Annotated in this window: 14 protein-coding genes; 5 read left to right on the top strand and 9 right to left on the bottom strand. The window is 45.1% G+C overall.

The annotated features are described in order from the left end of the window. The first annotated feature begins 57 nt into the window (after positions 1-57). Both H6571_13320 and H6571_13325 read left to right on the top strand, forming a co-directional pair. The gene (locus H6571_13320; GenBank protein MCB9324712.1) at positions 58-5,928 is read left to right on the top strand and encodes a T9SS type A sorting domain-containing protein; all 5,871 of its coding nucleotides are present in this window, start codon (positions 58-60) and stop codon (positions 5,926-5,928) included. A 125-nt stretch (positions 5,929-6,053) separates the two neighbouring features. After that, complete coding sequence (locus H6571_13325; GenBank protein ID MCB9324713.1) at positions 6,054-6,362, top strand: hypothetical protein; 309 nt, start codon at positions 6,054-6,056, stop codon at positions 6,360-6,362. Here the strand turns inward: H6571_13325 and H6571_13330 are convergent. From H6571_13330 to H6571_13350, 5 genes are all read right to left on the bottom strand, one after another. Beyond that, a complete protein-coding gene (locus H6571_13330) occupies positions 6,359-6,985 on the bottom strand; it encodes a hypothetical protein (protein ID MCB9324714.1) in 627 nt (208 codons plus the stop codon). The two genes, H6571_13325 and H6571_13330, sit on opposite strands and share 4 nt — an antisense overlap. Positions 6,986-7,112: 127 nt before the next feature. Continuing rightward, on the bottom strand, positions 7,113-7,514 hold the full coding sequence (locus H6571_13335) for a DoxX family protein (protein ID MCB9324715.1): 402 nt from the start codon (positions 7,512-7,514) through the stop codon (positions 7,113-7,115). A 155-nt stretch (positions 7,515-7,669) separates the two neighbouring features. Next, on the bottom strand, positions 7,670-8,716 hold the full coding sequence (locus tag H6571_13340; GenBank protein ID MCB9324716.1) for a hypothetical protein: 1,047 nt from the start codon (positions 8,714-8,716) through the stop codon (positions 7,670-7,672). Positions 8,717-8,931: 215 nt separating this feature from the next. Further along, a complete protein-coding gene (locus H6571_13345; GenBank protein MCB9324717.1) occupies positions 8,932-10,614 on the bottom strand; it encodes a T9SS type A sorting domain-containing protein in 1,683 nt (560 codons plus the stop codon). 155 nt (positions 10,615-10,769) lie between these two features. Beyond that, on the bottom strand, positions 10,770-12,314 hold the full coding sequence (locus H6571_13350; protein MCB9324718.1) for a T9SS type A sorting domain-containing protein: 1,545 nt from the start codon (positions 12,312-12,314) through the stop codon (positions 10,770-10,772). Positions 12,315-12,966: 652 nt separating this feature from the next. Between H6571_13350 and H6571_13355 the strand changes: the two genes are divergently transcribed. Then, complete coding sequence (locus H6571_13355; GenBank protein MCB9324719.1) at positions 12,967-19,014, top strand: gliding motility-associated C-terminal domain-containing protein; 6,048 nt, start codon at positions 12,967-12,969, stop codon at positions 19,012-19,014. On the opposite strand, the gene H6571_13360 is transcribed toward H6571_13355, so the two are convergent. Further along, positions 19,011-20,048 (bottom strand): aminotransferase class I/II-fold pyridoxal phosphate-dependent enzyme, encoded by a 1,038-nt coding sequence (locus tag H6571_13360; GenBank protein MCB9324720.1) that lies wholly within the window; start codon positions 20,046-20,048, stop codon positions 19,011-19,013. The genes H6571_13355 and H6571_13360 overlap by 4 nt on opposite strands. 175 nt (positions 20,049-20,223) lie before the next feature. On the opposite strand from H6571_13360, the gene H6571_13365 reads away from it, so the two are divergent. Further along, positions 20,224-21,462 (top strand): ABC transporter permease, encoded by a 1,239-nt coding sequence (locus tag H6571_13365; GenBank protein ID MCB9324721.1) that lies wholly within the window; start codon positions 20,224-20,226, stop codon positions 21,460-21,462. A 359-nt stretch (positions 21,463-21,821) separates the two neighbouring features. Here the strand turns inward: H6571_13365 and H6571_13370 are convergent, their stop codons facing one another. The 3 genes from H6571_13370 to H6571_13380 all read right to left on the bottom strand — a co-directional run bounded on the left by H6571_13370 (position 21,822) and on the right by H6571_13380 (position 24,557). After that, positions 21,822-23,378, bottom strand: a complete 1,557-nt coding sequence (locus H6571_13370) for a sodium:solute symporter (GenBank protein MCB9324722.1) — start codon at positions 23,376-23,378, stop codon at positions 21,822-21,824. Positions 23,379-23,522: 144 nt separating this feature from the next. Beyond that, a complete protein-coding gene (gene lspA / locus H6571_13375; protein ID MCB9324723.1) occupies positions 23,523-24,062 on the bottom strand; it encodes a signal peptidase II in 540 nt (179 codons plus the stop codon). A gap of 9 nt (positions 24,063-24,071) precedes the next feature. Next, the gene (locus H6571_13380) at positions 24,072-24,557 is read right to left on the bottom strand and encodes a nucleoside deaminase (protein MCB9324724.1); all 486 of its coding nucleotides are present in this window, start codon (positions 24,555-24,557) and stop codon (positions 24,072-24,074) included. Between the two features lie 565 nt (positions 24,558-25,122). On the opposite strand from H6571_13380, the gene H6571_13385 reads away from it, so the two are divergent. Next, complete coding sequence (locus H6571_13385) at positions 25,123-26,373, top strand: DUF819 family protein (GenBank protein MCB9324725.1); 1,251 nt, start codon at positions 25,123-25,125, stop codon at positions 26,371-26,373. The last annotated feature ends 223 nt before the right edge of the window (positions 26,374-26,596 follow it).

Below are 26,596 nucleotides of genomic sequence, written 5' to 3' on the forward strand. Positions count from 1 at the left end.
AAGCAGAGAAATTCATAATAACTGAGTTTTGTACCATTCTTAAACCAAAACTCGACTATGATGAAAGTATCCCATATTTCCACCATGCTGCATTCCACAACTACCTTTTTCTTCTTTATACTGATTCTTGCCATACTTTCCCCCCTCACTGGTATGGGTCAGCCTTTCCAGAGAAATTTTGGCAACACCCTGGACAATGGTTTTACCAAAGTGATCCAGGATGGTTCAAATTATTATATACTGGGATCCAACGAACCTTCGAGTGGTGCCACTCGCCAGGCAACCGTCACCCGACTGGATGCCAGCGGAATACACCAATGGACATTGAGTCTGACCATTCCTTCCGTGTGGAATGATGCCGTTATTACCCCCGATGGCAAATTGATTATGGTCGGTTCTACCCTTCCTTTTGACCCTACAGCGCAGGGAATTATGGGAAAAGTAAACTCATCAGGGGCTTTTGAGTGGCTTAAGCAACAAAACATTACTGGCAGGGATGCTCTTAATCGTATCGTATATAACCCCGTTCCCGAAAACCCGATGTTCCCCTATTATGTATTGGGAACACAGTTTGAACCCGGCGGAACGCCCACCACTGAGGATGTAATATTGCATACCATGAACGATAACGGAACCTGGGGTTGGAAAAAAATATTTCCCGGCGCAGGAGACAATGAATTTTCCCGAGATCTGGAAGTCCTGCCCGGCAGCGGCGACCTGATCCTTGCCGGCAATAATGCAGCCGGATTGATCTATAGAGCCGATAATTCCGGAAATGTTTTCACCGGGGTTCAGATCGGTGGAATATATTTCAATGATGTCGCTCAAAGAAGTGCCGGAGGATTTTATGCTACGGCCAATTCGCTTTCAGGTTCAGATGCTTATGTTTTGAAACTTGACCAGGATCTATTGATCCAGTGGGATATCCAAATCCCCCAGCTCACCTTTGTCAGGCAGGTTTGGGAAGGTCCGGCCGGAAGCCTGTATGTTACCGGCGATGGCATCTTTGGTGGAAATTTCAGGACGGTCATCATAAAATTATCAGACAACGGTCCTACCGTCAGTTGGGTGAAATACCTCAACTCCGGGAGTAATTTCGCCAATGGATCCCTATGGTATTTGCCTTCAGGAACCATGGCATACACCGACGAAAGGATACTTCCGGTTACTTTTGGAGGCACTTGTGCCTATGTCTCGGTCAGCGACCTTGACCTTAATACCTGCAAGGTATCCAGTGATATGATCAGCCTGATTTTTTTCGATCCCTTTCCTGACGGACCGCCTTTGCCCTCCATTGAATTCCAGGACGTTCCTATGGAGATAAATTTAATAGATACCGCATCCTTAAACTGGCTGGAAGCTGAAGTGTGCAGTAATGCGCCCTGTGAAGCTTCTTTTGACATTACCTTACTTGATGAATGCGGCCTGGCCCAGATCACCGGTACGAGCACCGGCCCGGGAAATTTGGATTATTTGTGGTGCGACGCCAGCACTTCCGCTTCTTTCACCACCCAACTGGAATGTGGAGAAAACACCTTCTGCGTATCCGTTACCTGTGAAGATGGTACGGTTTCCACGGCCACCCAGACCATTAATTTTTCTGAAAATATTCCCCCGGTCGCCCTTTGCGTACCAGGCTTTGGGGTAGAACTCGATCCCGACTGTACCTATACCCTTACGCCGCAACAAATTGATGCCGGATCCACCGATAATTGCTTCATCAAAAAACTTGAAATAAGCCCTTCCGTACTGACCGGTTGCGGGGACCATGTGATCACCCTTACGGTCACCGACTGGTGTGACAATACGAGCACCTGTACGACCGGCGTACAGACCATAGAAGCAGTACCTCCAACCATTATGTGTCCGCCTAACCTCACCATAAATTGCAACGAAAGTACTGATCCCGCACAGACTGGTTTTGCGACTGCCACGGACAACTGTACGGCATCCCCAACCATTACTTATACCGATATTACTTTTGGTTCATTCCCATGTGACGGAGTCATCCAGCGCACCTGGACCGCCACCGATGAATGCGGCAATGAATCCAGCTGCATCCAGAATATCATGGTGATGGACAATGTGCCGCCCACTGCGAATTGTAACAGCGGCGTAACCGTGGCCCTCGATGCCAATTGTATGGCCAGTATCAGCGCCGCAGATATAGACGAAAATTCATTTGACAATTGCCAGATCGCCTCCATGAGCGTCAGTCCGAACACTTTTACCCATTGTGGTGAATTCCAGGTGACGCTGACGGTAACGGATATCTGTGGCCTGCAGGGTACGTGTACCAGTGTGGTGACGGTGATCGACGGTATTGCTCCAATGGTAACCTGTCCACAGGACGTAACGGTTACGGCTTTTCTTCCTGATTGTGAAGCGGTGGTAAATAATATCTATATCCTTAGCGCTTCAGATAATTGTAGTATAGCTTCGATTATGTATGTCATTTCCGGTGCAACAACTCTTTCGGGAACCGGAGACGCCAGCGGACAAACCTTCCAGCAAGGAACGTCAACGGTGACTTATACGGTTACTGACGATTGTGGGAATACGGCTTCCTGCTCCTTTGATGTCATCGTGGAATGTGTTCAATGCACCTGCAACGGTTTTGCCAACCTCTCATTTTATAACCTTGGAGTGCCTGACGTTGCCGTGAGCTGTAACCAGCCAACAGTAGAATTGCCTTGTATTCCCAATGATGGATTATATTGGTTCAAGGGTGATTTACTCTGTTCTGCTGACTGCCCATCAAGCATTGACTACCAAATTTCTGCCAATGGAGGGCCAGCCATCTTGAGCGGTTCGGTCTTTGGAGGTATTCAGATCCCCATCCTCTCCTTTGGAGCTGCCCAAATCGGAGGTCCCGGAAATTATCAGTTAATTTTGACAGGTAATTGTGGAGGAGACATTTGCACTTGTGTCATTAATTTCACCGTGCCCGAATGTTGTGACTGCGGCGAATTTTCAGAAATGACCTTCCGGCCGGCTCAGGGAGCCATGAACCTCCCGATCTCCTGTGGAGATACTATGGGTATTCTCTGCAACCAGGCCTTTAGTCCCCAGGTCAGTGGATTGTTCCAGTGTCAGGGGCCGCAATGTCCCGCAGTTAATAATATTAACTGGACGCTCAGCGAACCGGGCGGTCCGATCACCCAAAGTGGTCTCATTAACGGTCCTAATTTTAATTTTAGCTTAACCCCGGCATGGTTTAATACCCCGGGCATTTATACGCTGACCTTCACAGGAAGCTGTGGGGGCCAGTATTGCCCTCCCTGTGTGCTGTATTTTGAATCAGAGGGATGTAACTGCTGCACCGACCAGGAGGCTTTTCTCCAGGCCGTGGCAAATTTCCAGGCCAATGCCCAATTTGGCAATTGTTCCATAAATGTAAATGGCACAGGACTGAACGATTGCCTACAGGTCACCTGGGATTGGGGAGATGGCTCTCCTCTTGAAGGACCTTATTCCAATAATACACCAGTATCCCATTCATACACCGGCACTCCTGCACCTCCCTACACCGTCTGTTACACCATTCAGGAGTTTAACGCCGGTGAAGTTTGCTGGGAGATTACAGTGTGCCTCGACGAACAGGTTTTTTGCGACACCTGCTCCTGCGGTGAGCTCAGCGACCTGACCTGGCGCCCGTCACAGGGAGCGCCAAACATTCCGATTGAATGTGGTGACTCACTGGTCCTTGGCTGCCTAAATCCCGGTGCCAATGTGATGTTTGAAGGTCACTTTGACTGCATAGGGGAGGACTGCCCGCCGCCTTTGGTGAATTGGGTTTTGCGGGAAAAAGGAACCCAGCTATTTGTCGGCGCCGGCACCGTCAGCGGTTCGAACTTCCAGATTCCGTTACCGGCATCCTATTTTACTTTCCCAAAAGTTTACGAGTTATTCATCATTGGGGAGTGTAACGGGGTCCTTTGCCAGGAATGTATGTTCATGATCATGACGACGGAATGTCCGTGTGAATGTGGCGAATTTACTGAAATGTCCTTCCGCCCAACACAGGGATCCATGAATATTCCTATAAACTGCGGGGATACCATGGGCATCCTTTGCAACCAGGCCTTCCCCCCGGAGATCAGTGGATTTTTCCAATGCCAGGGCACCGATTGCCCTCCGGATAACACCCTGACCTGGACGCTTAATGAACCAACAGGTCCAATAACCCAAAGCGGAACGACAAACGGAGGAAATTTTACCATTAGCCTAACCCCGGCCTGGTTTAACCACCCCGGCATTTATTCGCTGACGATCACAGGAAACTGCGGTGGTCAGGCATGCCCGCCATGCATACTGTATTTTGAATCTGCGGGATGTGACTGCTGCGCCGACTACGAAGCCTTCATCGCAAACGTACAAAATGCCGTCGCCGTTAGTGTGGACAATGCAATGTGCAAAGCCACCGTAAACATCGGGGACCTCGGCGATTGCAACGATTATCTTGATTTTATCGACTGGGGCGACAACCAGGTATATCTCGGGCCATTTACCTCCGGAGACATGCCGATGCATGTCTATTCCGGCAGCGGCGTGTACCAGGTTTGCTATAAGGCGATAGAAAAGGATGCAAACGGGGTCATCTGCTTTGACTCCACCTTCTGTAAAGCCATTGATATTGCCTGTTCCATTCAGCAGGATACCTGCGTCATGGCACCGGACGGATTGGTAGGATGGTGGCCTATGGATGACCAATGGGGTGACCCGGATGTGATAGATATTTCCGGAGGCCTTCACCATGGCATACCAGAACCCAATGGTTTTGTAGGACTTCCTAATGGTCCTGAACCGGTAGCCGGAAAAGTAGACGGTGCGTTGGATTTTGTCAGTGTGCCGGGCACCAGTTGGGTGACCGTCAATAATCATAATGATTTCCAATTCGGCGGCGGCAGCTTCTCCATTGATGCCTGGATCAACACCGATATGGGCACACAAACAGAGCCCATCGTCAGTAAAATAAATTACCTGACGAATACCGGTTATGCGCTCTCCATCCAGGGTACATCGCCTTATTACCTGACCCTGGAACTCGGCACAGGTACCATGGTGGAATATTTACAGGGACCTGCCATAACTCCAGGTGTATGGAACTTCGTTGCCGTGTCTGTCCTTCCGCAAAACTGGGTTACTTTCTACGTGGGCAATGCCAGCAGTAGTGGAGTCCTTAGCCAAATCAGCCTTCCGATTGGAGTAACCGACGCAGCCAATACGCTTCCATTGCTCATTGGTAAAAATCCGTCCAACCCCCACTGGGATATCACCATTGATGAGTTGGAAATTTTCAGCCTTGCACTATATCCATGGGAGTTCAATACCATCTGGCAAGCAGGCGCCCTGGGCAAATGCAAGCCCGCCTGCCTTTGCGGTAATCTTGGTGCAGATGTCGATGCCGGATACACTGTATTTAGGCTTAATGATACTAGCACTATTTACCAGTTTCACCCCATAGGATTGCTGGATGATTGCGACCTGGTTGTCTGGGATTGGGGGCATGATGGTGCTGTTAGTGAATCTACAGGCAGGGCAGTTGTATCACATACCTTCCCTAATAGTGCTGATTATACTGTTACAATGACAGTCAACCGGTTGGAAGATAATGGGAACACCTGTAGTGCCTCAACAAATTCTATTGTAAACTCATTGAGGGATTTTGCGGATGATGCCAACCTTTTCCACCTCTTCCCCAACCCGACCAACGGCCACCTGACACTCCGCTTTGACGGTCCTGCGCCGAGGAAAGGCCAATGGCAGGTCATCGACTTGTGGGGCCGGGTAGTTCGGACGGAAACCCTCGAACCCAATAAGCCACAACATCAGTTAAATATTGAATCATTGCCGGCCGGCCTCTATTTCGTAAAAGTACTGGACGACGGGATCCCCGTCTGGATAGAGAAAGTTATTAAGCAATAACCCCATGTCCCCCTGGTCAATTTATTTTGGCCGGGGGGCAACCCCAAAAAACCATTTTTAAACCATACCTCCCTTTAAATTAAAGGGAAAATAACAAACGTCAATCATGTACCCATCATTATCCAATGCAAAAACAAGTGACCGATCCGGTTTTTTCAACTCCTGCCTATCTTTGGGATGGCACCAACCGGCTTCCCGGAATACTCGAATTATGGAATACAGAGGTTGTTTTCAGATTTTCAGGTTTTAAATCAAGCCACCTCAACCTGGTCATTCCTGTCTCGTCTATTGAAAAGGTAGAAGAATACCTGATTTTTGATTTGGCCAAAAACGGTCTTAAAATACAGAGCCGGGAAGATAAATTTGATCTTTTTGTAATGGAGGAGGTCTGGAAATTCAAAAATTCCCTGACCAAAGCACTGGATAGACTTTAGAAAAGAAGGTCATCTGCCACCAGTTTATCGATCGTGGCAATCAAAGCCATCAACACTTTATTGTGATTCATATTGTAATCAGCTTCCGTGGTGGATCCCAGTTTGTGTTCTGCTTCATTTTTGCTGTATCGCGCAAAGTTCAGGATGAACTCTTCGTATATCCCTGCACTGTTATCCACACGGGCATTTACACTATTCTGAAGTTCGACTATATGATTATTCCCTATAAGTTTTTTCCAGGTATGCTTTAGTTCAGCCGTTGCATCTGCTGCAAAGACTATCCCCGGTTTATTCAGAAAAGACTGGTTGTCTATTTTATTGATGATATTCAGCAGCATCCCTTTTTCCTTTTCCAGGTTTGAGATCCGAACCTTCATGAATTCAAATTCGGCAGCTTCCAAGGGCGTTAGGTTGACCGGGTTATGGAATTCCTCCTCAAAAAGTTTAATGGCAGGATCAATGTATTTTATCCGGTCGGAAAAAGATTGTTTCAGGAAGTCCTTGTTGATCAAATCCCCGCTATTTACATTGAGCATTTCCCCGCTGGAGAATTGAATGGATACGAAATCATCCTGGTCGTTGTAATCCAATTGGTCAAAATTGATGTTTTGCTTTAATTCCATTTCCCATTTTTAAGTTAAATTAATGGAAATTGATATCAAAGTCAAGATAGCTGTGGCTATCTACGGACATTTTTATGTTTTAAAAATTATCCTCAGCTGATTAACCGAAAGCCAATAAAACCAGGACTTAATCCCACTTATGCCCGAAAGACAAAGCATATTTTCCCGATCCGGTGAAGAAAAGTGTCAGCGCACCAAAGAGGTATAAGCCTAAAAGTTCAACGCCCCATCCTCCGCTTTTTCCGAGTGCAAAAATCGAGGAAGCATGAACCAACAGCATAGCTGTAAGGCAATTGGCTACATAAATCAGGGCAGCCACCCGGGTTCTGTAACCGATAATAAGCATTAAGGGCGCAAGCAATTCCCCGATATAAACGCCGTTGGCGAAAAAGGCCGGCAACCCGATATCGGTCAGATCCGCCTGTATGCCACTGATTCCTTTGCGGATTTTCTGTATCCCATGTAAGAACATCAAAATTCCAAGGGCCAGCCTGAGAATCAGTAACCCTGTATCTGCATTTTTAGCCATTTGTGGAAATGTTTTATTTAAAGATGTGAAATTATTCGTTTTTGGGTAAAAACACAAAAGGTGATGCATTGTTTACATCACCTTTTGTCGAAAAAATGAAATCCTGGATAACCAGGATATAAAATCAGCACCTGGTTGAAAGCATCAGCCTGCTCCTAATTCTTTTTTCGTTTGGTCGTGGTGGTGGTTTTCGTCTTTTTCACCCCCGCAGTATTTCCTTTTTTTCCGGCTTTTGTTGTAGTGGTTGTTTTTCGGGTTCCCTGTTTATTTTGACCCTGAACCTTTGTTTCTGTGGTCGTGCGCTTTCCGGCTTTTACCGTACCATCGCCTTTTTTGACGGCAGTTTTGGTGGTCGTGGTTTTTTTGCCGGCTTTAACGTTGCCATCGGGATTTTTTACTGCACCCCGGGTAGTGGTTTTTTTGGTGACCACCGCGCCGTTTTTGGTCTTTTTCACCCCAACGGTAGTGGTCCGTTGTTTTACGGTAACAGAAGTTCTACGGTGAGGGGCGTAAACACGGTGCGCATTAACGACACGATGCGTATGGACCACCCGGTAGTGTGCATGGTAACGGGTGCATCTGTTATAATGCCACCTCCATGGATGAGGTCTCCAAGGACGCCACCATGTTGGGTAAACCCTCCACCCGTATGGAGATACCCAAACGACATAATTGGGGGCATAAATGTATCTTACTGATGGCCACACCCAGACATTTACCACGATCCTGTAAACAGCAATATCTGCAGACGGGCCTCCTTTGCCATCCATTTCAGCTTCCGCTTCGAAAGGTTCGGCATAAACTTCGGGCCCGTAAAGGTCTTCGTCTCCCTCGATCTGTAAAATAGCGGTTTCTTCTCCTGTTTTTTCGATTTCTATGACGGCGATGTCCTGTACTTCATTCTCATTGACGGGCACCTGAAGGATCAGTACGTGTACGTTTCCTTCCATTTTGTCTTCAACGCGGATGTAATCGATCTCTCCGTCTTCATTGAGGTCGAGATTGTTTACATCATTGTCTTCTTCGTTTAACCGTTTTTCAAAGTCTTCCGGGGAAGAAGAGATCTTAAACATTTCCAATGCTCCCTCAAGGCTGAAATTATCCCCGGGGAGCCCTGTGCTGTCGACAGGTTCGGATTGGGCAAAAACTGATGTTTGCAACAAAATCAGTGCAAAAATCAGCATAAAATTGATGTTTTTCATGGTGTAAATTTTTAGAAATGAATTCAATGGTCAATTTACTATTGACTGTTGAAAAAAGCAATGGTTTAATATTGCTTTATCATTTTTTTAACCATGAAAGAGGGGGCGCAGTTCCAAAATGTGCCTTTATAGAAAAAAGAGGAAAAATTGAATAGATTTCAACTTCATTCTTGCATGTAATCCGGATTGGAATTTTCTCCAATAAGACCTTGGATTCAATCCCATTTTTGAATCACCAACTTCTCCGAATACCGCCCATTAACCAAAACCACATAAATTCCTTCGGGTAAATTTTTAGTATCGATTTTATGCAGTAAAGATTCGGGTTCATTTTGATAAACAAGCCTGCCCATTCCATCAAAAATGCGGACATCATTGATGGGTAACTGACTTTCCTGCCCCAGAGTGATCTCAAAAAATGACTCCGCCGGATTAGGGGATACCTTGAGCAAAGGTGAATCAAAGACTACTTCGTCAACCCCGATGATCCCGCATGCTGCCTCTACTTCTACCCTTGAATTGCAGCCGGGAGCATTGTTCACTATTTCCACCTCATTTTCTTCTTCTGAAAAATTTAGTAGAAAATTACAGATACTCACCGCCTCACAGACTGGGAGGTTTAGGTTGTCTTTGATGAAAACGGAAGTAAAATGGGCGGTATCAACGGCAAAACCAAGCAATGAAACAAGTGATGGATTGCCTTGTATTAGCAGACTTCCTACTGTATCTAATTGAGAGAGGGAAGTAATATCATTCAAATTCTGATTTTCCTTTAAAACAAGCCACGATTCAACCTGTTTCAGATGGTGAAGTCCAGACAAATTCTCCAAAGAAGGGCTGCTGAATATCCCCAGGGAATGAAGGTTTTCAATGTCTTGCAAGGGGGTTAATGTTGATAAAATTTCGTTGCCATAAAAGGAAATAGAACGGACATCTTCACCCGTAATCTCGTCAAAAGCACTTAACCCGGTTAGGTCATCATTTTCATAAATACTGATTCCTTCTGAAAAACCAGGTAAGCTCGTTATATCAGTCAGGTTTTCATTGGAGATAATAGCTAACCTCTCTACAGAGGCAAGGCTGTCCAGCCCGTTTAAGGTGACAAGACCATTATTATTCTCAATATAAACCTGCGTTATTATGCCCCCCGGTTTCAAACCGTCCACACTTTCCAGCGCATCATTCTCCACCACATGAAGTTCATCGATGTATGCCTGATTTTGCAATCCATCCAGATCAGGCAAAGCATTATTGTTTTCTATCCTAAGATCGTACAGGTTTGTGATAGCTCCCAGCCCTTCCAGACTTTGCAAGGCATCATTACCTTCAATAACTACATCCCATAGATCATCATACATTTGACCAGGGTCTTCAGGAATGGCTTCTGCATAGGTAATTCCTTCCAGGCCATGCAAGTCCAGCAGGTTATCATTATCTACAATAATCAAGGGGCTTGCCCATAAAGAAAATACACCCTCGATATTTTGGAGACCTGTTAAATGAAGCAGGGCATCGTTATTTTCGATAATGAAATAATCCAGCATGCCTGAAATTCCGGACAATTGGCTTATATCTGTCAGGGAAGGATTGTCCAGAATCCAAAGCTCACTAACCGTTGTATTAATATTTTCCAACCCGGACAGGCTGGTAAGCGAATTAAGGCTCGATAAATGCAACATGGTAATACTTGTCAGAAAGTGGAGACTTTCCAGAGAAGAAACAGAAGCCCCGGTTATCGTCAACCTGTGAATTTCCGAACAATTCGGATACATCGTTGCAAAAGCTTCTACCTCTATCTGACCGGATAAATAAATATTCAGGTTATCCGGGCATTGCGCCTTTCCGGCTAAAATGGCCAGGAATAATATCCATACTGAAAGTAAGATTTTTCTTTTCATGATTTTTGGATTTTGTAATGAAGTCCTTTGTACAGGATAAAAATCGGTAATAATTTCCCGAGAAAAAGCCTCCGAGGTTTCCCTCCCCGGAAAAGGCTAAATTACCGGAAGTTATTCTCAAAACCGTAATAGAAACCTCGAAGGTTTAACCGCACTTATTGCCTGACAACTTTCCCAACCCACCGATCATTCACCACCACCACATAAATTCCTGGTTGCCAGTTGTCCGCTGTCAGGGAAACGGATGACTGTGGAGGAAATTCCTTTTCAAAAACAACCCGACCGGCAAGGTCATAAACTTGTACATGTTTAATACCCGACGAGGCGCCATTTTCGAAAGCTGTTTTATACAACCTGACTGTAAAGAAACTGCTTACAGGGTTCGGGCTAATGGAAAGTCCAATATTTTCCTCTGGCGGGATCAAAATCGTCGTTGTGCTATCACAAAAAGCAGGATCAAGGCAGCCCCATTCATCTAATTTCAGGAGCCAGCCCCGCTGAGGGTAGTCTTCGTATGAAGAGAATGACTGTGAAAGGCCACAGGCCACAATACCATGATCTTCTGTTTCCGCGGCATCCGATAACTCGCTATACCGATTAGAGGTGGAAATGATCTTTCGTTCCCAGTCAATGACACCATTTTGATCAAATTTCACCAACCAGCCTTTTTGTCGCCAGACGTCATCTGTCTGGAAGGTGTCCCACACAGCTCCTAATGCAATAAATTTACCATCATAAGTTTGGATAAGACTGTTGAACCGTGTTAAAGAAGACTGCTGGCCTAAAATCATATCCCATTCCTTGTTTAAAGTACTATCCAATTTACATATATAGCCTTGATAACGTGCATAACCGGCTTCGCTGGTTTCTTTGAAATATTTGGATACAAACACAAATCCTCCATCTGGAGTTTTTAGTATTTTTTGAGGTTCAAGTGTCTTTGGGGTATCATTATTCCATTCGAAAAGAATATCTCCGTCCTGGTTTGTTTTTAATATGGTAGAGTGACTCCCGTCCTGATTTGTAATGCGTAGCCCTATTAAATATGTACTATCTGTCTCAATCGTGAAACAACCGGGAATATAATAGGCTAATGAACTTTCGTACTCCCTTTCCCAAAGCACATTTCCCTCATTATCTGAATAAATAAGCACTGAAGATATAGGATATCCTGCCGGGTACCCGGATTCTTGTCTGTTTGCCAAAAATAATAAATCATTATTAGCGAGAATTATTCCACTAATAAAACGGTAGGCATAGCTGTTTTCTGAAGGAGGGTATATCTTTATCCAATCAACAGAGGAATGTTGATCTATCATTGCTGCAAAGCCGAAATCATCAGCAAAATAATCTCCTGCGCCACCAACTACAAGTGTTTTATTTTCTTTTTGATAAATTGATCTACCTGCATAAGGAATAAATTCCATAGGGGTATCTGGCCCATATTCATTAAACCAGGAGAAGACCTCCCCGGATAAATCAAACTTTGAAATCATCAATTTACCGGGATAATACGGAGGAATCAAAACCGCCCCTCGGCCAATAGTAATGATCGTATCGCCCTTCACCAAAATATTTGAAAAATCCATGGCCGGAATTTCTTCCTGGAAAATAATCCTTTCATTGAAAGTCTGACACTGCACTTCCTGAAGAATAGACAAAAGTAAAAAACAGACAATGAGCATTCGCAATAAGTTCATTGGCATAATTTTTTTTATTCGTGCAAACCCGGAACAATATCAAGAAGATGGAAAGCAAAAAAGACGAGATGTGTTTCCATTTGTTTCCGGGTTGATTCCTCCAAATATAGTTCTTTTTTTTGACGAATCCCAAACTTTAGCGCTTAATGGGGCTTATGGTCAAATATCTTAGGGAAATGTAAAACCTGAAATGGCAATTTTAAATTTAAAGTACTGACTTTAAGTGATTTACAAGATCAGGCATGTCAATTTGTTTTTTATCGTTCTTTAGTGAGGCGAAGTTAGCGTTTTGCAAAATATGAAATCTTTATTCTAGAAGAAGGTTGAGACAGGTTTCCTATCAACACGCATTATCCCGACGGCAGCACCTTCATTCGATCATTTAAACGCTGGACAGGCATAACGCCACGGGTTTACCGTGAAAATTTGCTTTCCCTGTCCTAAACCTGACAAACAATATTTTCAATAGGAATAAAAATTATTGCCAGACATAAATTGTCCTCCCAAAAAATTATCTTTGGGCAAGCCCCCAAAGGAAAAACTTATCCCCCATTTTCAATATAAAAAAATTGTGTCCGGGTTGAAAGCTGTTTTGAGCTATTGAGTGAATAGCCCATAAAATTTTCGATTAACATCAAAACATACAAAGAGAATGCGGTTTCCTTTACTTGCCACTTTAGCCTTTATTGTTTTCCCTTTTTTCCTTTATGCACAAAATGAAGACTGCATCACCGCAGAAGTCATTTGCTCTGACGGCCCCGTTGTTTTCAACCCTAGCGGATCCGGAATAGATGATTTTGCAGATCCGGATAATGACAATGACTGCCTGCTTTCCTTTGAAAACCAAAGCGGATGGTATTATTTTGAATTCCGCGCGGATATGCCTCCAAACAGCCAGATCGAGTTCACCGTTAATCCGGATGGAGGTTTTGGGGAAGATTATGATTTCGCCATTTTCGGGCCGGACGTCAATTGTGGAAATCTGGGCTCTCCTATCAGATGTTCTTATGCTGCTTCAAATTGTGCTTTTTGTCCGCAAACTGGATTGGGAAACGGCGCTACAGACCTTTCAGAAAGTGCATTTGGCGACGGTTTCGTAGCGCCTCTGATTGTACAACCCGGCCAGGGATTTTACCTGCTGCTCGACAACTGGCTGGGAAGCTCCACCGGGTTTAGCATGACCTGGGGCGGCTCAGCAGCGCCTTTTTTGAATTGTAATGTCGATCCTACCTGTGACCTCGAACTTACCCCCGGTGCACCCGTTGCACTTTGTGGAGGCGACCCTGCTTTTTCCATGCCGGTTTCCGTATCAGACAATATGGGTGGCGAGGTTTATAGCTGGACGGCTACCGGTGCGGGGCTGAGCTACTTATCCGCCACCAATGTCCTCAACCCCACCGTAACCATTCCTCAAAATTTTTCAGGAACCCTCACCTATACCCTCACTGCAACAGAAGGAAATTGTGAAGCCATGGCCGATGTAGTCATCAACGTTTCACCCCTGCCGACCGTGTCTGTAACCGGGCCGGCAAGCGCTTGCGGAGATGCAACGGTGACATTGAGCGCTACGCCCGGTTTGACCAGTTACGTATGGTCAAACGGAGGCAACACCCCTGATATTTCGGTCACTCAATCCGGAACTTATTCCGTCACGGCGACCGACAGCAACGGGTGTCAGAATGAAGATTCGTTTACGGTGGAAATACTGCCTGGCCCGGAACTGACCAGTGATGGTCCGGTGGCGCTATGCGGCGGTGACCCTCCTTTTTCCATGCCCGTTTCTGTCACGGGTGTTATGGGGGCAGAAACTTACAGCTGGACCGGGACGGCCCTGGCGCTTTCCTACTTATCCGCCACCAATATATTAAATCCAACGGTAACCATTCCTCAAAATTTCTCCGGTAGCCTCACTTATTCTCTGACCGTCACGGAAGGAGATTGTGATGACATGATCGATATTACGATAATGATTTCCCCTTTACCAGATGTTTTCATCAGCGGACCGGAGGGCGTTTGTGAAGGCAGTTCGGCCAACCTGAGTGCCACCCCGGGGTATCCTGGTTATCAATGGTCTAATGGCGGCAATTCCGCAAACATCAACGTAACTGAAGCAGGAACCTACACCGTCACGGTCACCGACAGCAATGGCTGTCAGAATGAAACCTCTTTTGACCTGGCCGTTTATCCCTTGCCCGCTCCTCAAATTAGCGGAAATGCTTTCGTCTGCCTGGGACACCCTACGGTCTTAACGGTTACTCCCGGGTTCGAAACCTATTTATGGTCCAATGGAGCCACCAGTCAAACGGCCACGTATTCCGAACCCGGCATAGCTATGCTACTGGTGACCGATGCGAACGGGTGTGAAGGTTATGCAGAATTTGATATAACCGATGTTAATATCCCGCCCCCTGTAATCATCGGGGATCCAGTGTTCTGCCCCGGTGAAACCTCGACATTGTACACCGAGGATTTATACGCGGGATATTTCTGGAGTAACGGTTCTACCGATGCACAGATAGTGGTGTCCGAGGGCGACAACTATTTTGTAACCGTAACAGATGCAAACGGATGCGAGGCCGTATCGGCTTTTGTAGTCCTGGAAGCACCCGAATTATTCCCCCAGATCCTAGGCGTGCCAGGTGTTTGCGAAGGCGAAGTGGCCACCCTGGTTGTCCAGGGGAATTACCCGGTATATGATTGGAGTACCGGTGCCACCAACCAGTCGGTGATCGTAAATCCGGGCACCTACTCCGTAACCATAACAGATAATTACAATTGCTCCTTTTCCACTGATTTTACGCTGACCGAAAATCCACTCCCTGATCCGGAGATCACAGGATTACCCAGTTTTTGTCTGGACGCTTCCACCACACTTTCGGTGTCGCAGAATTTCGACCAGTATTATTGGTCCAATGGAGCCACCACCCAAAGTGTGGAAATCAACGAAGAAGGCAACCACTCCGTTACCGTTGTCGACATTAATGGCTGCATAGGTGAAACTTCCATAATGGTATCGGAACTTGAAATGCTCGAACCAGGCATCTCAGGCACCCCGGAATTTTGCACCGGAAGTTCCACCATTCTGACCGGAGAAAGTGGGTATGTTTCCTATTTGTGGTCGAATGGGGAAGAGACTCAGTCTGTCACGATAGATTCCGCCGGAGTTATAAGTCTTTATGTAACGGATAACAACGGTTGTTCCGGTTCCACAACCATAACAACACTTGAAAATCCACTTCCCGAACCTCAAATCAATACAGCGGGTTATTTTTGTGAAGGAGATTCTGTATTGCTTGAAGTCAATACTATTTACCCCCAATATTCCTGGTCCAATGCAGCAACAACCTCACAGATTTTCGCCTCCCAGGCAGGCAATTATTTTGTGAACGTAACCGATGCCAATGGCTGTGAAGCGACTGCCATGACAACCATTGAATCTATAACGCTACCGGTTCCCGGAATTGAAGGTTCCCTGCAATTTTGTCCGGGCACCACTACCAGCCTATTGGGAGAGGAAGGTTTTGTCACCTACCAATGGAGCGGAGGGCAAAACAGCCAGGATATTTCCATTACCCTTCCCGGCGATTACTCCCTGACCGTCACCGACAGCCTGGGTTGCCCGGGAACGAATACGGTGTCTGTTTCAGAGTTTATCATTTCAGCCCCGCTTATCACAGGGCCTTTACAGTTTTGTCCGGGTACTGAGACAACCTTGGCCGGCGAAGACGGATTTATCAGTTATACATGGTCCAACGGAATTTCAGGGCAGACCGCCCTTTTTGACGAGACGGGTGGGGCATCACTGACCGTGACTGATCCCAATGGATGCATTACTTCATCCACCGTAAACCTAAGTGAATTCGAAGTTGTGCCTCCTCAAATTTTGGGAGAAATCACCTTTTGCTCTGGACAAACGACGTTACTGACCGGTGAAGATGGATACGTTTCCTACGAATGGTCTGATGGTTCCATTGAACAATCTCTTAGCCTTTCAACAGGAGGCTCTTACCAGCTGACTGCCTTGGATACGAATTCCTGTTATTCCAATACGACCGTCGAAGTCATTGAAAATGCGCTGCCTGAACCCCAGATAGTAGGCCCTCTCACTTTTTGTATCGGCAACTATACGGTCATTTCAGCGGATCAGGATTACCAGACTTACAGCTGGTCCACCGGCAGCGGTCTTTCATCCATTCAAGTCAATGCCGAAGGAATTTACAGCCTGGCCGTTTCGAATGAATTTGGCTGCATGGACAGTACCAGTGTTTTTATTAACCAGGAAACTGAGTTGGAGCCTGTAATCAACGGCCCTTTACAATATTGCGAAAACGAAAATACCCTTTTGGATGCCGGTCCGGGGTATGCCGCGTACCTTTGGTCCAACGGCCAAAATGCTCAGACGATAACGGTCACCGAACCCGGAACTTACAGCCTTACCGTGACCGATGCAGGGGGCTGCTCCGGTGATGGCGAGGTAGTTGTGCAGGAAAATCCACTGCCGGCTCCACAAATTCAAGGGGTTTTACAATTTTGTCAAAATGAATCTACCGAGTTGGATGCCGGAACGGGATATGATATTTACGCCTGGACGGGGGGAGGAGCTTCTCAAACCCTATCGGTCATCAATCCTGGTGATTATGCCGTCACCGTCACCGATTCAAACGGATGTTCCAATACAGATATGGTTAGTGTCATAGAATTGCCGCTTCCGGATATCGAGATCAGCGGGCAATTTTATTTTTGCGAAGATGGCTCAACTTCAATCGATGTTTCGCCGGGTTATGCCCTTTACTCATGGTCAAATGGAAGCAATGGTACCATGCTTAATGTCAATGTGGAAGGAACTTATACCGTGACCGTGACTGATCAAAACGGCTGCCAGTCTGAAACCGGGGAATTCGTAGCAGAAATTCCTACCCCTGTTGCCAATGCAGGTGGGGAGCAGTTTCTTGATTGCGACACTCCTTCTGCTGTATTACAAGCCGGGGCTTCTTCCCAGGGGCCAGGCATGGTCTATAGCTGGACTGGCCCAGGGATCAACGTTTCCAATGAAATGCTTCTGATGCCGGAAGTATCTTTACCGGGAGCCTACCAGTTGATGGTAACCGACGAAACTTATGGATGTTTTTCGGCTCCGTCTTCCGTTTTGGTGACCGATTTAAGTTATGAACCGATGGTTCAGTTAGAAGAGCCTGACGTGTTGGATTGCATCACCGAGACCGTAATGATCGACGGAAGTAATTCCCAAAGCGGATCTCATATTACTTATCAATGGTTTGATGGGCAAAACAACCCGATTCCCGGTGCATCGGGCAATTCCCTGCTGGTTAATAGTGCCCAGACCTACACCCTTTTGGTCATGGATACCCTTACGGCATGCAGTGCCACGGCTGCTGTTCCGGTGGATGAAAATTATGATTATCCTGTGGCAGAAGCCGGCCCGAATCAGCATCTGGACTGTATTGTCCAGGCTGTTGTTCTGGATGGCGGAAATTCACAACAAGGGGCTACAATAACCTACCAGTGGGAAAGTATTCAGGGCCATATTCTTTCCGGGGAAAACGGGCTTCTGGCTAACGTTGATGAACCGGGTTATTATTTCCTGACCGTACTCAACACCGAAAATGGCTGTTCTATTGCTGACAGTGTTCTGGTTACCCAGGATATTACCCCTCCAATCGCCAATGCAGGCATGGATATGCAAATAGATTGTCACACTGCTTCCGTGCAGTTAAATGGAAGTGCTTCGTCAAATGGCGGTCAGTACGCATTAACCTGGACACAGGGAAATAATCCGATGGTCATTGGAACTACGCCCTTGATTACGGTGGAAAATCCCGGGATTTTTCATTTGCAGGTCACCAACCTGACCAATGGCTGTACCAGTGAGGACCAGACTACCGTGCTGCAAGGACCCATTGCCCCCACCGGACTAACTTATGAAGGAGATCCGCCAACCTGCTCCGGAGATTCGGACGGAGCCCTGATCATCCAGGAAGTACTGGGAGGAACAGGCCCCTATTCGTACAGTCTTAACGGAGGAGATTTTCAGCAAAATTCAATATTCAATAATTTGACCGCAGGCCTTTACGAAGTGTTGGTTCAGGATGTAAATGATTGTGAATTTTACATAGAATTGGAGCTCGAAGACGGGAATGACCTCGTACTCGACCTGGGAGATGACCAGATCATTGAACTGGGTGAAGAGGCTGATCTGTATGCTCTTTTCAATATTCCTGAAGATGAAATCATGCAATTTGCCTGGAATCCGGATCAGCATATTATTTGCAACGACTGTTTTGAGCAACATTTATCCCCTTTGGCCACCACCACCTATAGGGCTACGCTAACCGATATAAATGGTTGCTCGACTTCGGATCTGGTCACGGTTTATGTCCAAAAAAACAGGAATATTTTCATCCCCAATGTATTTTCCCCCAACCATGATGGCAACAATGATGTATTTATGATCTTTTCCGGTAAGGATGTTGTTGGGATAAGATCATTCCAGATTTACAATCGCTGGGGGGAAAATGTATTTGAAGTATACGATTTTCTACCCAACAACCCTGCGTATGGCTGGGACGGCAGATTCCGGGGTATCCCGTGCAACTCTGCTGTTTTTGTTTGGTATGCTGAAGTAGAATTTGTGGATGGCGAAATCATTCTTTTCAAGGGAGATGTTACATTGGTGCCTTAATTAATATTAAGATGCTCCAACAATTTATCGAGGTCTCCTGTACGATGCAGGCTGTTGATCACAATTCTCGTGACCAAAGGTGAAGTGGGCGTAGGATAATTAAAGGCGGACAGAAGTATTCCTTTTTCAAACAAGTCATCTGCGAGGTTTTCATCGGCCACGCTAAAAACAGGAAAACCATCAAAGGTCTTAAATCGTTCTTTACTGACTAACCGCGAGGAAAACCAGGCTATATTTTTTTCCAACTGAGCCCGGTTTTTCTCATAGACAGGTTGTCCTTCCACAAAAGCATACAGATAGGCCAAAACCGTTGGGGAAGCTCCGCCAAACAAGGGCGTTTCCCACAGTGATTCAATCAGTGAAACGGAGCCCAGGATCACTCCTGTAGGCAGCCCAAATGCCTTACCCAAAGAACTTAACACAATTAATTCGACATGATCAGGCTTTTCCAAAATAGAATAAGTGCCGCCTCCTGCTTTTCCTCCAATCCCAAGGAAATGAGAATCATCCACAACAAGTGTAAAAGGCTTATCCTCCGGGACTTCTTTTACCCACGAAAAATCGGTTTTTTCAACATTGAGAACATTTACTGCGTTGGAAAAAAGCACCAGTGGGGCTTTTGAGGATGAAATGATTTCGAGGATATTTTCCTTCCAATTGGTTTCCAGTCTTTGAGCCGTATTTCCGGGGGGGAGCATGGCCGGATGCGCATCCGGCGTAGCCAGCATATCTGCCTTTCCGAAAAAATAATGCGCTAATAACTGCCCCGCCATAGTTCCTGAAGAGGCAGAGATCGCAGCTGGTGCTCCCGTCAGGGACAAAAGCGTGGCTTCTGTTTTATCAAAAATATCAAACCGTACATTCGCTAACCGTGACCCTCCGAAATTGGTGCCATAACGTCGAAATCCCTCGATCACCAAGGCCAAAAAATCAGGATCCTTGGGAATGCCCAAATAAGCCGTTCCACTGAAATAGAGATAGTCTTTTTCGTCAATGGTTACTGTTCTTCCCGGACTTGCTTTAATTTTGTACATAAATATGCGCTATTAATCGAACAAAGAAAGCAAGAAAAATAATTATAGCTACTTTGCATGGTGAAAAAGTATTTTCTTTTGACCTGTCCTGATTTTCATTAAAACAAAAAATCGGGGCGGTTTCAGCACTATTAGTCACTGGTAATACCCAGCAAACGATTTTAAAAACCGGCTCATGGATTTACAGGAAAACATTAAACTGGCCTATCGGTCTGTTCGCTCGAACTTGTTACGAGCCATTTTGACCTTACTGATCATCGCCTTTGGCATCATGGCGCTCGTGGGCATCCTCACGGCTATTGACAGTGCTATTTACTCCCTGAGCAGCAATCTTTCTTCTTTAGGAGCAAACACTTTCACCATTGAGCCTACCACCCGCGGATCCCAGGGGCATGGAGGGCAAAGAAGGACGATGAAGGGGGCGCCTATTTCTTACCAGGAAGGTAGGGATTTTGAAGAAAAATTCCAGTTTCCTGCCAATACTTCCCTCTCTATGTGGTGCAGTTCCCAGGCGGCCATTAAATACAAAGATGAAAAGACCAATCCCAATTTTATGATTTTTGGCGTAGGCCAAAACTATCTCGAGGCCAAAGGTTTTGAGCTCGCCGCTGGAAGAAACTTTTCCGTTACCGAAGCCCAAAACGGAGGATATAAAACCATCATTGGAAACGATGTTGTAAAACAACTTTTTGACGGAAAACCGGAAAAAGCACTCAACCAAATCATCGGGGCAGGCAACATTAAACTTAAAGTCATTGGCGTTTTAAAATCAAGGGGCTCGAGTATGAACGAAAGCCAGGATCGCCGGATCATGATTCCATTACAAACGGGAAAAAGATACTACGGGACAGCCAATACGAATTACGACTTGCTTGTTGCGGTCAATGACCCTTTACTGATAGATCAGGCCATTGGCAATGCCACAATGATATTCCGAAAGGTGCGTGGATTAAGAGCCTCTCAAGAGAATGATTTTGAAGTTGAAAAAAGCGATGAACTCATCAATATAATCAAGGAAAACACTACCTATTTTCGTTGGGCTGCCATAGGTATAGGAATGATCACCTTACTCGGGGCCGCCATCGGCCTTATGAATATTATGCTGGTAACGGTTACCGAACGTACCCGTGAAATTGGGGTGAGCAAAGCCCTGGGCGCTACCCGGCGCACCATAGTGGTTCAATTTTTATCCGAAGCTATTATTATTTCTCAAATGGGTGGAGCCGTCGGCATTATTTTTGGCACCGCAATAGGTTTCCTGGTCGCTTATAAAATGGGAGGCCCATTCATCATCCCCTGGTTATGGATTTTTATCGCTATTGTCACCTGTACTATCGTCGGATTGTTATCAGGTTTGTACCCGGCCCTAAAGGCGGCAAGGCTGGATCCGATTGAGTCTTTGAGATACGAGTAGAATTAATTGGGAATCTGTAAATCATAAACATGAGTCATCCCGGATTTTCAAAAACTGTCTGAACTGGAAATTATATGATTATTTGAAGTATTTTTTAAATGTAAAATGTAAAACAAGGAATTTAAAATGTAAAAGTGAGTGGGCAAAACGTGTGGGTTTTGGAGAAAAAGTCAAAATTTGTCTTAAAACACCTAACCCAAGGCCCAAGCACTTCCAAATTCCCGACACTCCGTGGTCGAGGATGTCACTTTGTTCCATTTGCGGTTACTTGTTTTACATTTTGCGGTTTATTTCTTTTTGTGAAATAAAAAATCCCGAATTTCAGCTAATCAGATAAAATTCGGGATTATTCATGTTTATTACTCTGAAGGGTAAGCTTCCGTCTCCGTTTCATACACCTTGTACGAAATGGCCCACAACCCCAGGAAAGTCAGCAAACCATTAAGGGCTATGATCAAAAATCCGAGTTGGAAACCATAAAAAAATGTTTCCGAATTTTTATTGAGCCAAAAAGAAATGGCAGGAGCCAGCAAACAAATAATAATCACCAGGTTGATGCGTTGAAGCCATTTCGGCAGTTTCTTGCCCACCTTTGTATTGGAAATATCCAGGACTTCCCTAACATGTAGTTTGGTAAATAAGCTAAATACAAACAACCCTAAGATGGGGCCATAGGTAAAGCCTGCGGCCTTGAAGAGTTCATTGATGACCGCATCGTTACTTACTGCGTTGAATACAATTATTACCAGGAAGAGCAAAAATGAAAACCCTATATGCACCCTGATCCTCGTTTGTTTTTTTTCTTCTTCCGTTTTAGTAGAAGTTTTAAAATTGAGAAAGTCTATACAAAAAGACGTCGTCAAAGCTGTAAGTGCCGAATCCGCACTGGAATAAGCCGCAGCAATTAATCCCAGTACAAAAAATATACCGACTACCGGTGACAGATTGCTTTGCAAGGCAATGATTGGGTACAGTTGATCCGATTTTTCCGCTACAATGCCAACGCTTGTCGCATAGATATATAGCAGGGCTCCAAGGAAGAGGAACAACAAATTGGCGATGACGAGCACAACGATAAAAAGGCCCATATTTTTTTGAGCATCGTGGATGTTAGGACAACTCAGGTTTTTTTGCATCATATCCTGATCCATCCCCGTCATGACGATAGCAATCAAAGCTCCCCCCAAAAATTGCTTAAAGAAGTTATTGGGATCGCTCCATCCTCCTTCAAAAAAGAACATTTTAGAATAATCACTTTGGTCAACGATGGCCATCAACCCGGAAAAATCGGTTTCAAAAAACCGTGCTATGGTAAAAATGGTAATCACCACCGCAAGCAGCATACATACCGTCTGCACCGTATCAGTCCAGATAATGGTTTTGATCCCTCCTTTGAAAGTGTAGACCCAAATGAGTCCGATGGTAATGGCTACAGTGAGGGAAAAAGGAACCCCAAATGCATTCATTACGAATGCCTGTAAAACCATAGCGACAAGGTACAACCTGAATGATGCCCCGATGATTCTGGATAATAAAAAGAAAGCAGCGCCCACCTTATAGGAATAAAAACCCAGTCGTTCTTTTAAATATTCATAAATGGAGGTCAGCCCTAGACGATAGTACAATGGCAATAGAACAAACATTATAAAAATGTATCCAACGACATATCCCATCACCATTTGCATATAGGAAAAGGACTGGTTTAAGCCTCCGGCACCGACGGCTCCGGGAATGGAAATAAAAGTAACCCCTGAAAGCGAAGCTCCTACCATACCAATCGCCACAAAAACCCAATTTGAATTTCGGTCTGCCAGGAAAAAGCTCTCATTTCCCGCCTTTCTTGAGGTGTACCAGGAAATTAAGATGAGTAATAAAAAATAGGCTGCGATGATTCCTAATATGGTAAATGGTGTCAGTTGCTGCATAATTAAATCGGAATTTTATAGTGTTTCTTACCTGTGTTATAATTAAGCGGGGGATGTAAATATATGATAAATATAAGTTTTTCCTTCGGCACTAAGTTTTTACCTTTTTTGTCTCCTAAGAAACTTCTATCATTTTTATTGAGCAGCCTCAGTGGCTTCACTGTTTTCTTCTGTTGTATTTTCAGTAGGGGTTGTTTTTTTCTTTGTGCTGAAAATAAGCAAAAACAGCCCCGTCATAATAGAAACATCCGCAATGTTGAAAACACCCGTTTTTAATTGCTGAAAACCCATGATCATAAAATCAACCACCTTGCCAAAGAGCAACCGATCATAAATATTACTAATGCCACCGGCCAACACCAGGCTAAGAGCAATAATCTGGGTTTTAGTCAGCGATTTAGCATTGAGCAGGTACCATAACAACCCGATGAGTAATATAACGGGAAAAGCATACAAACCAATATATTTTAACCAACCGGTGGTTTCGGAGCCCAGGCTGAGAAAGGCTCCTTCATTCTCGGCGTAGATCAGCCTGAAAAAACCGTTAAAAAAGGAGTAACCTCCGAGTCTTGCCTCCAGGTGTTGAGTTGCCAGATACTTTGAATACTGATCCAGCCCTACGCTAATAATAGCTGTTGAGCAAATCATTATCAGTTTCGATTTTATCGTCATCATTTTTTATGGTTAGTAAACAATTTTATCTTCTTTGAGCTGCCATTCGTGAAAAACCTGTTGACCTTCTTCTCTAAGTGCCTGAATGGCAGGAATTTTTCGCTCTTCCGGAGCTATTTTTATTTCATCGTAAATGAAACTATCATCAAATCCGGCGATGGTATCCGCATCAATATGATTGGCTGCATAAACAATACGCTCGGGCCGTGACCAATAAATGGCCCCCAGGCACATAGGGCAAGGCTCACAAGAGGTATAAAGGGTACACCCGTCCAGTTGAAAAGAAGACAAATTTTGGCAGGCATCCCTGATTGCCGTTATTTCGGCATGAGCAGTCGGATCATTTGAGGAAGCTACATTATTGCTGCCCTTTCCAATAATTTTTCCATCCTTAACGACAACCGCTCCAAAAGGCCCTCCAAGATTGGTATTCATGCCCTTGCGGGCCAGTTTTATTGCCTCACGCAGAAAGGCTTTATCTTCATCACTAATATGCATTCGTATTTTTTTGTCAAAAATAGGGAAAAAGTTAGAACCAAAGGAAGGAGGTTTTAAAAACATCTCAACGGATTGAATTCGGGTCTCCATTTGAAAAATTATCGAAATGCTGTTCAAATTTTTATCTTTAAGCCAAAAGAACACAACCATGAGTATTAAAACCCTTAGATTTTTCCTTCTATTGACGGCTTTTTTGGCCTTTTCCAACTGGTCTTTTGCCAGGAAAAATGTACAACCGGTTTCGGTAGAGGTCGCAACTGCCGGTATTATAGAGCAAACTGCAGACCGGGTCCAACGGCTTTCCCTGCTGACCAAACCCGGCAAATATTTTTTGGATGAAACCCCTGATTTTATCATTGAACTTCCTTTGAGTCTTGTGCCTGCAGGCGCTCGAACTATGAAGGTAACCGTAGGAGGCGAAATGTTCACCCTCGATGCGGTAGCCCCAATTTATATCAAAGGGCTTTCCGCCGGGGAACCCGAAATAAAGATCGAACTATTGGACGAAGCGGGTCAGTCCCTTAAATTCAAAAAAGGAGCCCGAAGCAATCTTACTTTAAAAACGATGGCCCGCGCTCCTTTATTCAAAAACGATGCCATCGTACTGGGCATTTTGCTCGCCCTGCTCGCATTGGTTTTCTGGACCGAAAAACTTCCTCAATTCAAAAAATTTTACAAGTTCGTTCCCGCCCTGCTTTTGTGCTACTTCCTCCCTTCTTTTTTAAATTCCGGAGGGTTGATCTCGGGAGATTATTCGAACCTTTATTTTGTCGCCTCAAGATATCTTCTGCCCGCAAGTTTGATCCTGCTCTGTATCAGTATTGACTTCAAAGGTATCCTCAACCTGGGACCTAAAGCGCTGATCATGTTTTTAACGGCTACCCTGGGTATCGTTTTAGGCGGGCCGCTGGCTTTACTGGTTATCCTCAAGTTAGCCCCGGGGCTCATCGTGGGAGAACCCGTGGATCTGGCCAACGGACTTTCGACCATTGCCGGAAGCTGGATCGGAGGAGGTGCCAATCAAACGGCCATGAAAGAAATTTTCGAAGTAAAAGACAAAATTTTTTCTTCCATGATCGTCGTGGATGTGGTAGTGGCCAATATCTGGATGGGATTCCTGCTTTATGGTGCCAATATATCCGACAGACTGGACGTGTGGCTTAAGGCCGATAATTCCGCTATTAAAGAATTGAGGGACAAGGTCGAAAATTACCGTTCCTCCATTGAACAAATTCCCACGACCACTAGTATATTCATTATGATGGCTTTTGCCTTTGGAGGTGTTGCTTTTTCCCATTGGGCGGCGGATGCGATCGTTCCTTTAATGGAAAACCATGAAGAAGCATTAACAAACATGGGACTACAATCGTTGCTTTCTTCATTTTTTTGGCTCATCGTAATTTCCACTACCGTCGGGTTGTTGTTATCTTTTACCCGTGCCCGAAAACTCGAAGGCGTGGGAGCCTCCCGATGGGGCAGTATTTTTATTTACATACTGGTGGCCACCATCGGGATGAAAATGAATATTCTGGAAATTTTTAACAACCTGGGATTGTTTGCCATCGGCTTAATCTGGATGCTGGTGCACGTCACCATTTTAATCATAGTGGCTAAAATAATCAAAGCCCCCTTCTTTTTCGTCGCGGTAGGCAGTCAGGCCAATGTGGGCGGTGCAGCCTCCGCTCCTGTTGTCGCAGCAGCTTTTAGCCCGGCACTGGCTCCTGTAGGGGTATTGATGGCCGTTTTGGGTTATGCCCTTGGAACTTACGGTGCGCTGCTCTGCCAATACCTGATGGCCTGGGTAGCCGGAGGGTGATACATCGTGACACACCAATTGGGCCCACCAATCCTATTTTTCCGGAAGAATAGGATTGGTGGGCAACCCACGGTTTTTTCAATTTCGAAATTTCAAACCAAGCCGTATATTTAAAAGAATACATTATTAATTTTTCAACGTTTTAATACATTCGTTAAACGAATGATAAAAATTTATTTTTTTATTTATAAAATTTGCATCAAAGAGGCTAAAGTGTTTAAAT

It is taken from the genome of Lewinellaceae bacterium, assembly GCA_020636105.1.
In the GTDB taxonomy this organism is placed as follows: domain Bacteria; phylum Bacteroidota; class Bacteroidia; order Chitinophagales; family Saprospiraceae; genus BCD1.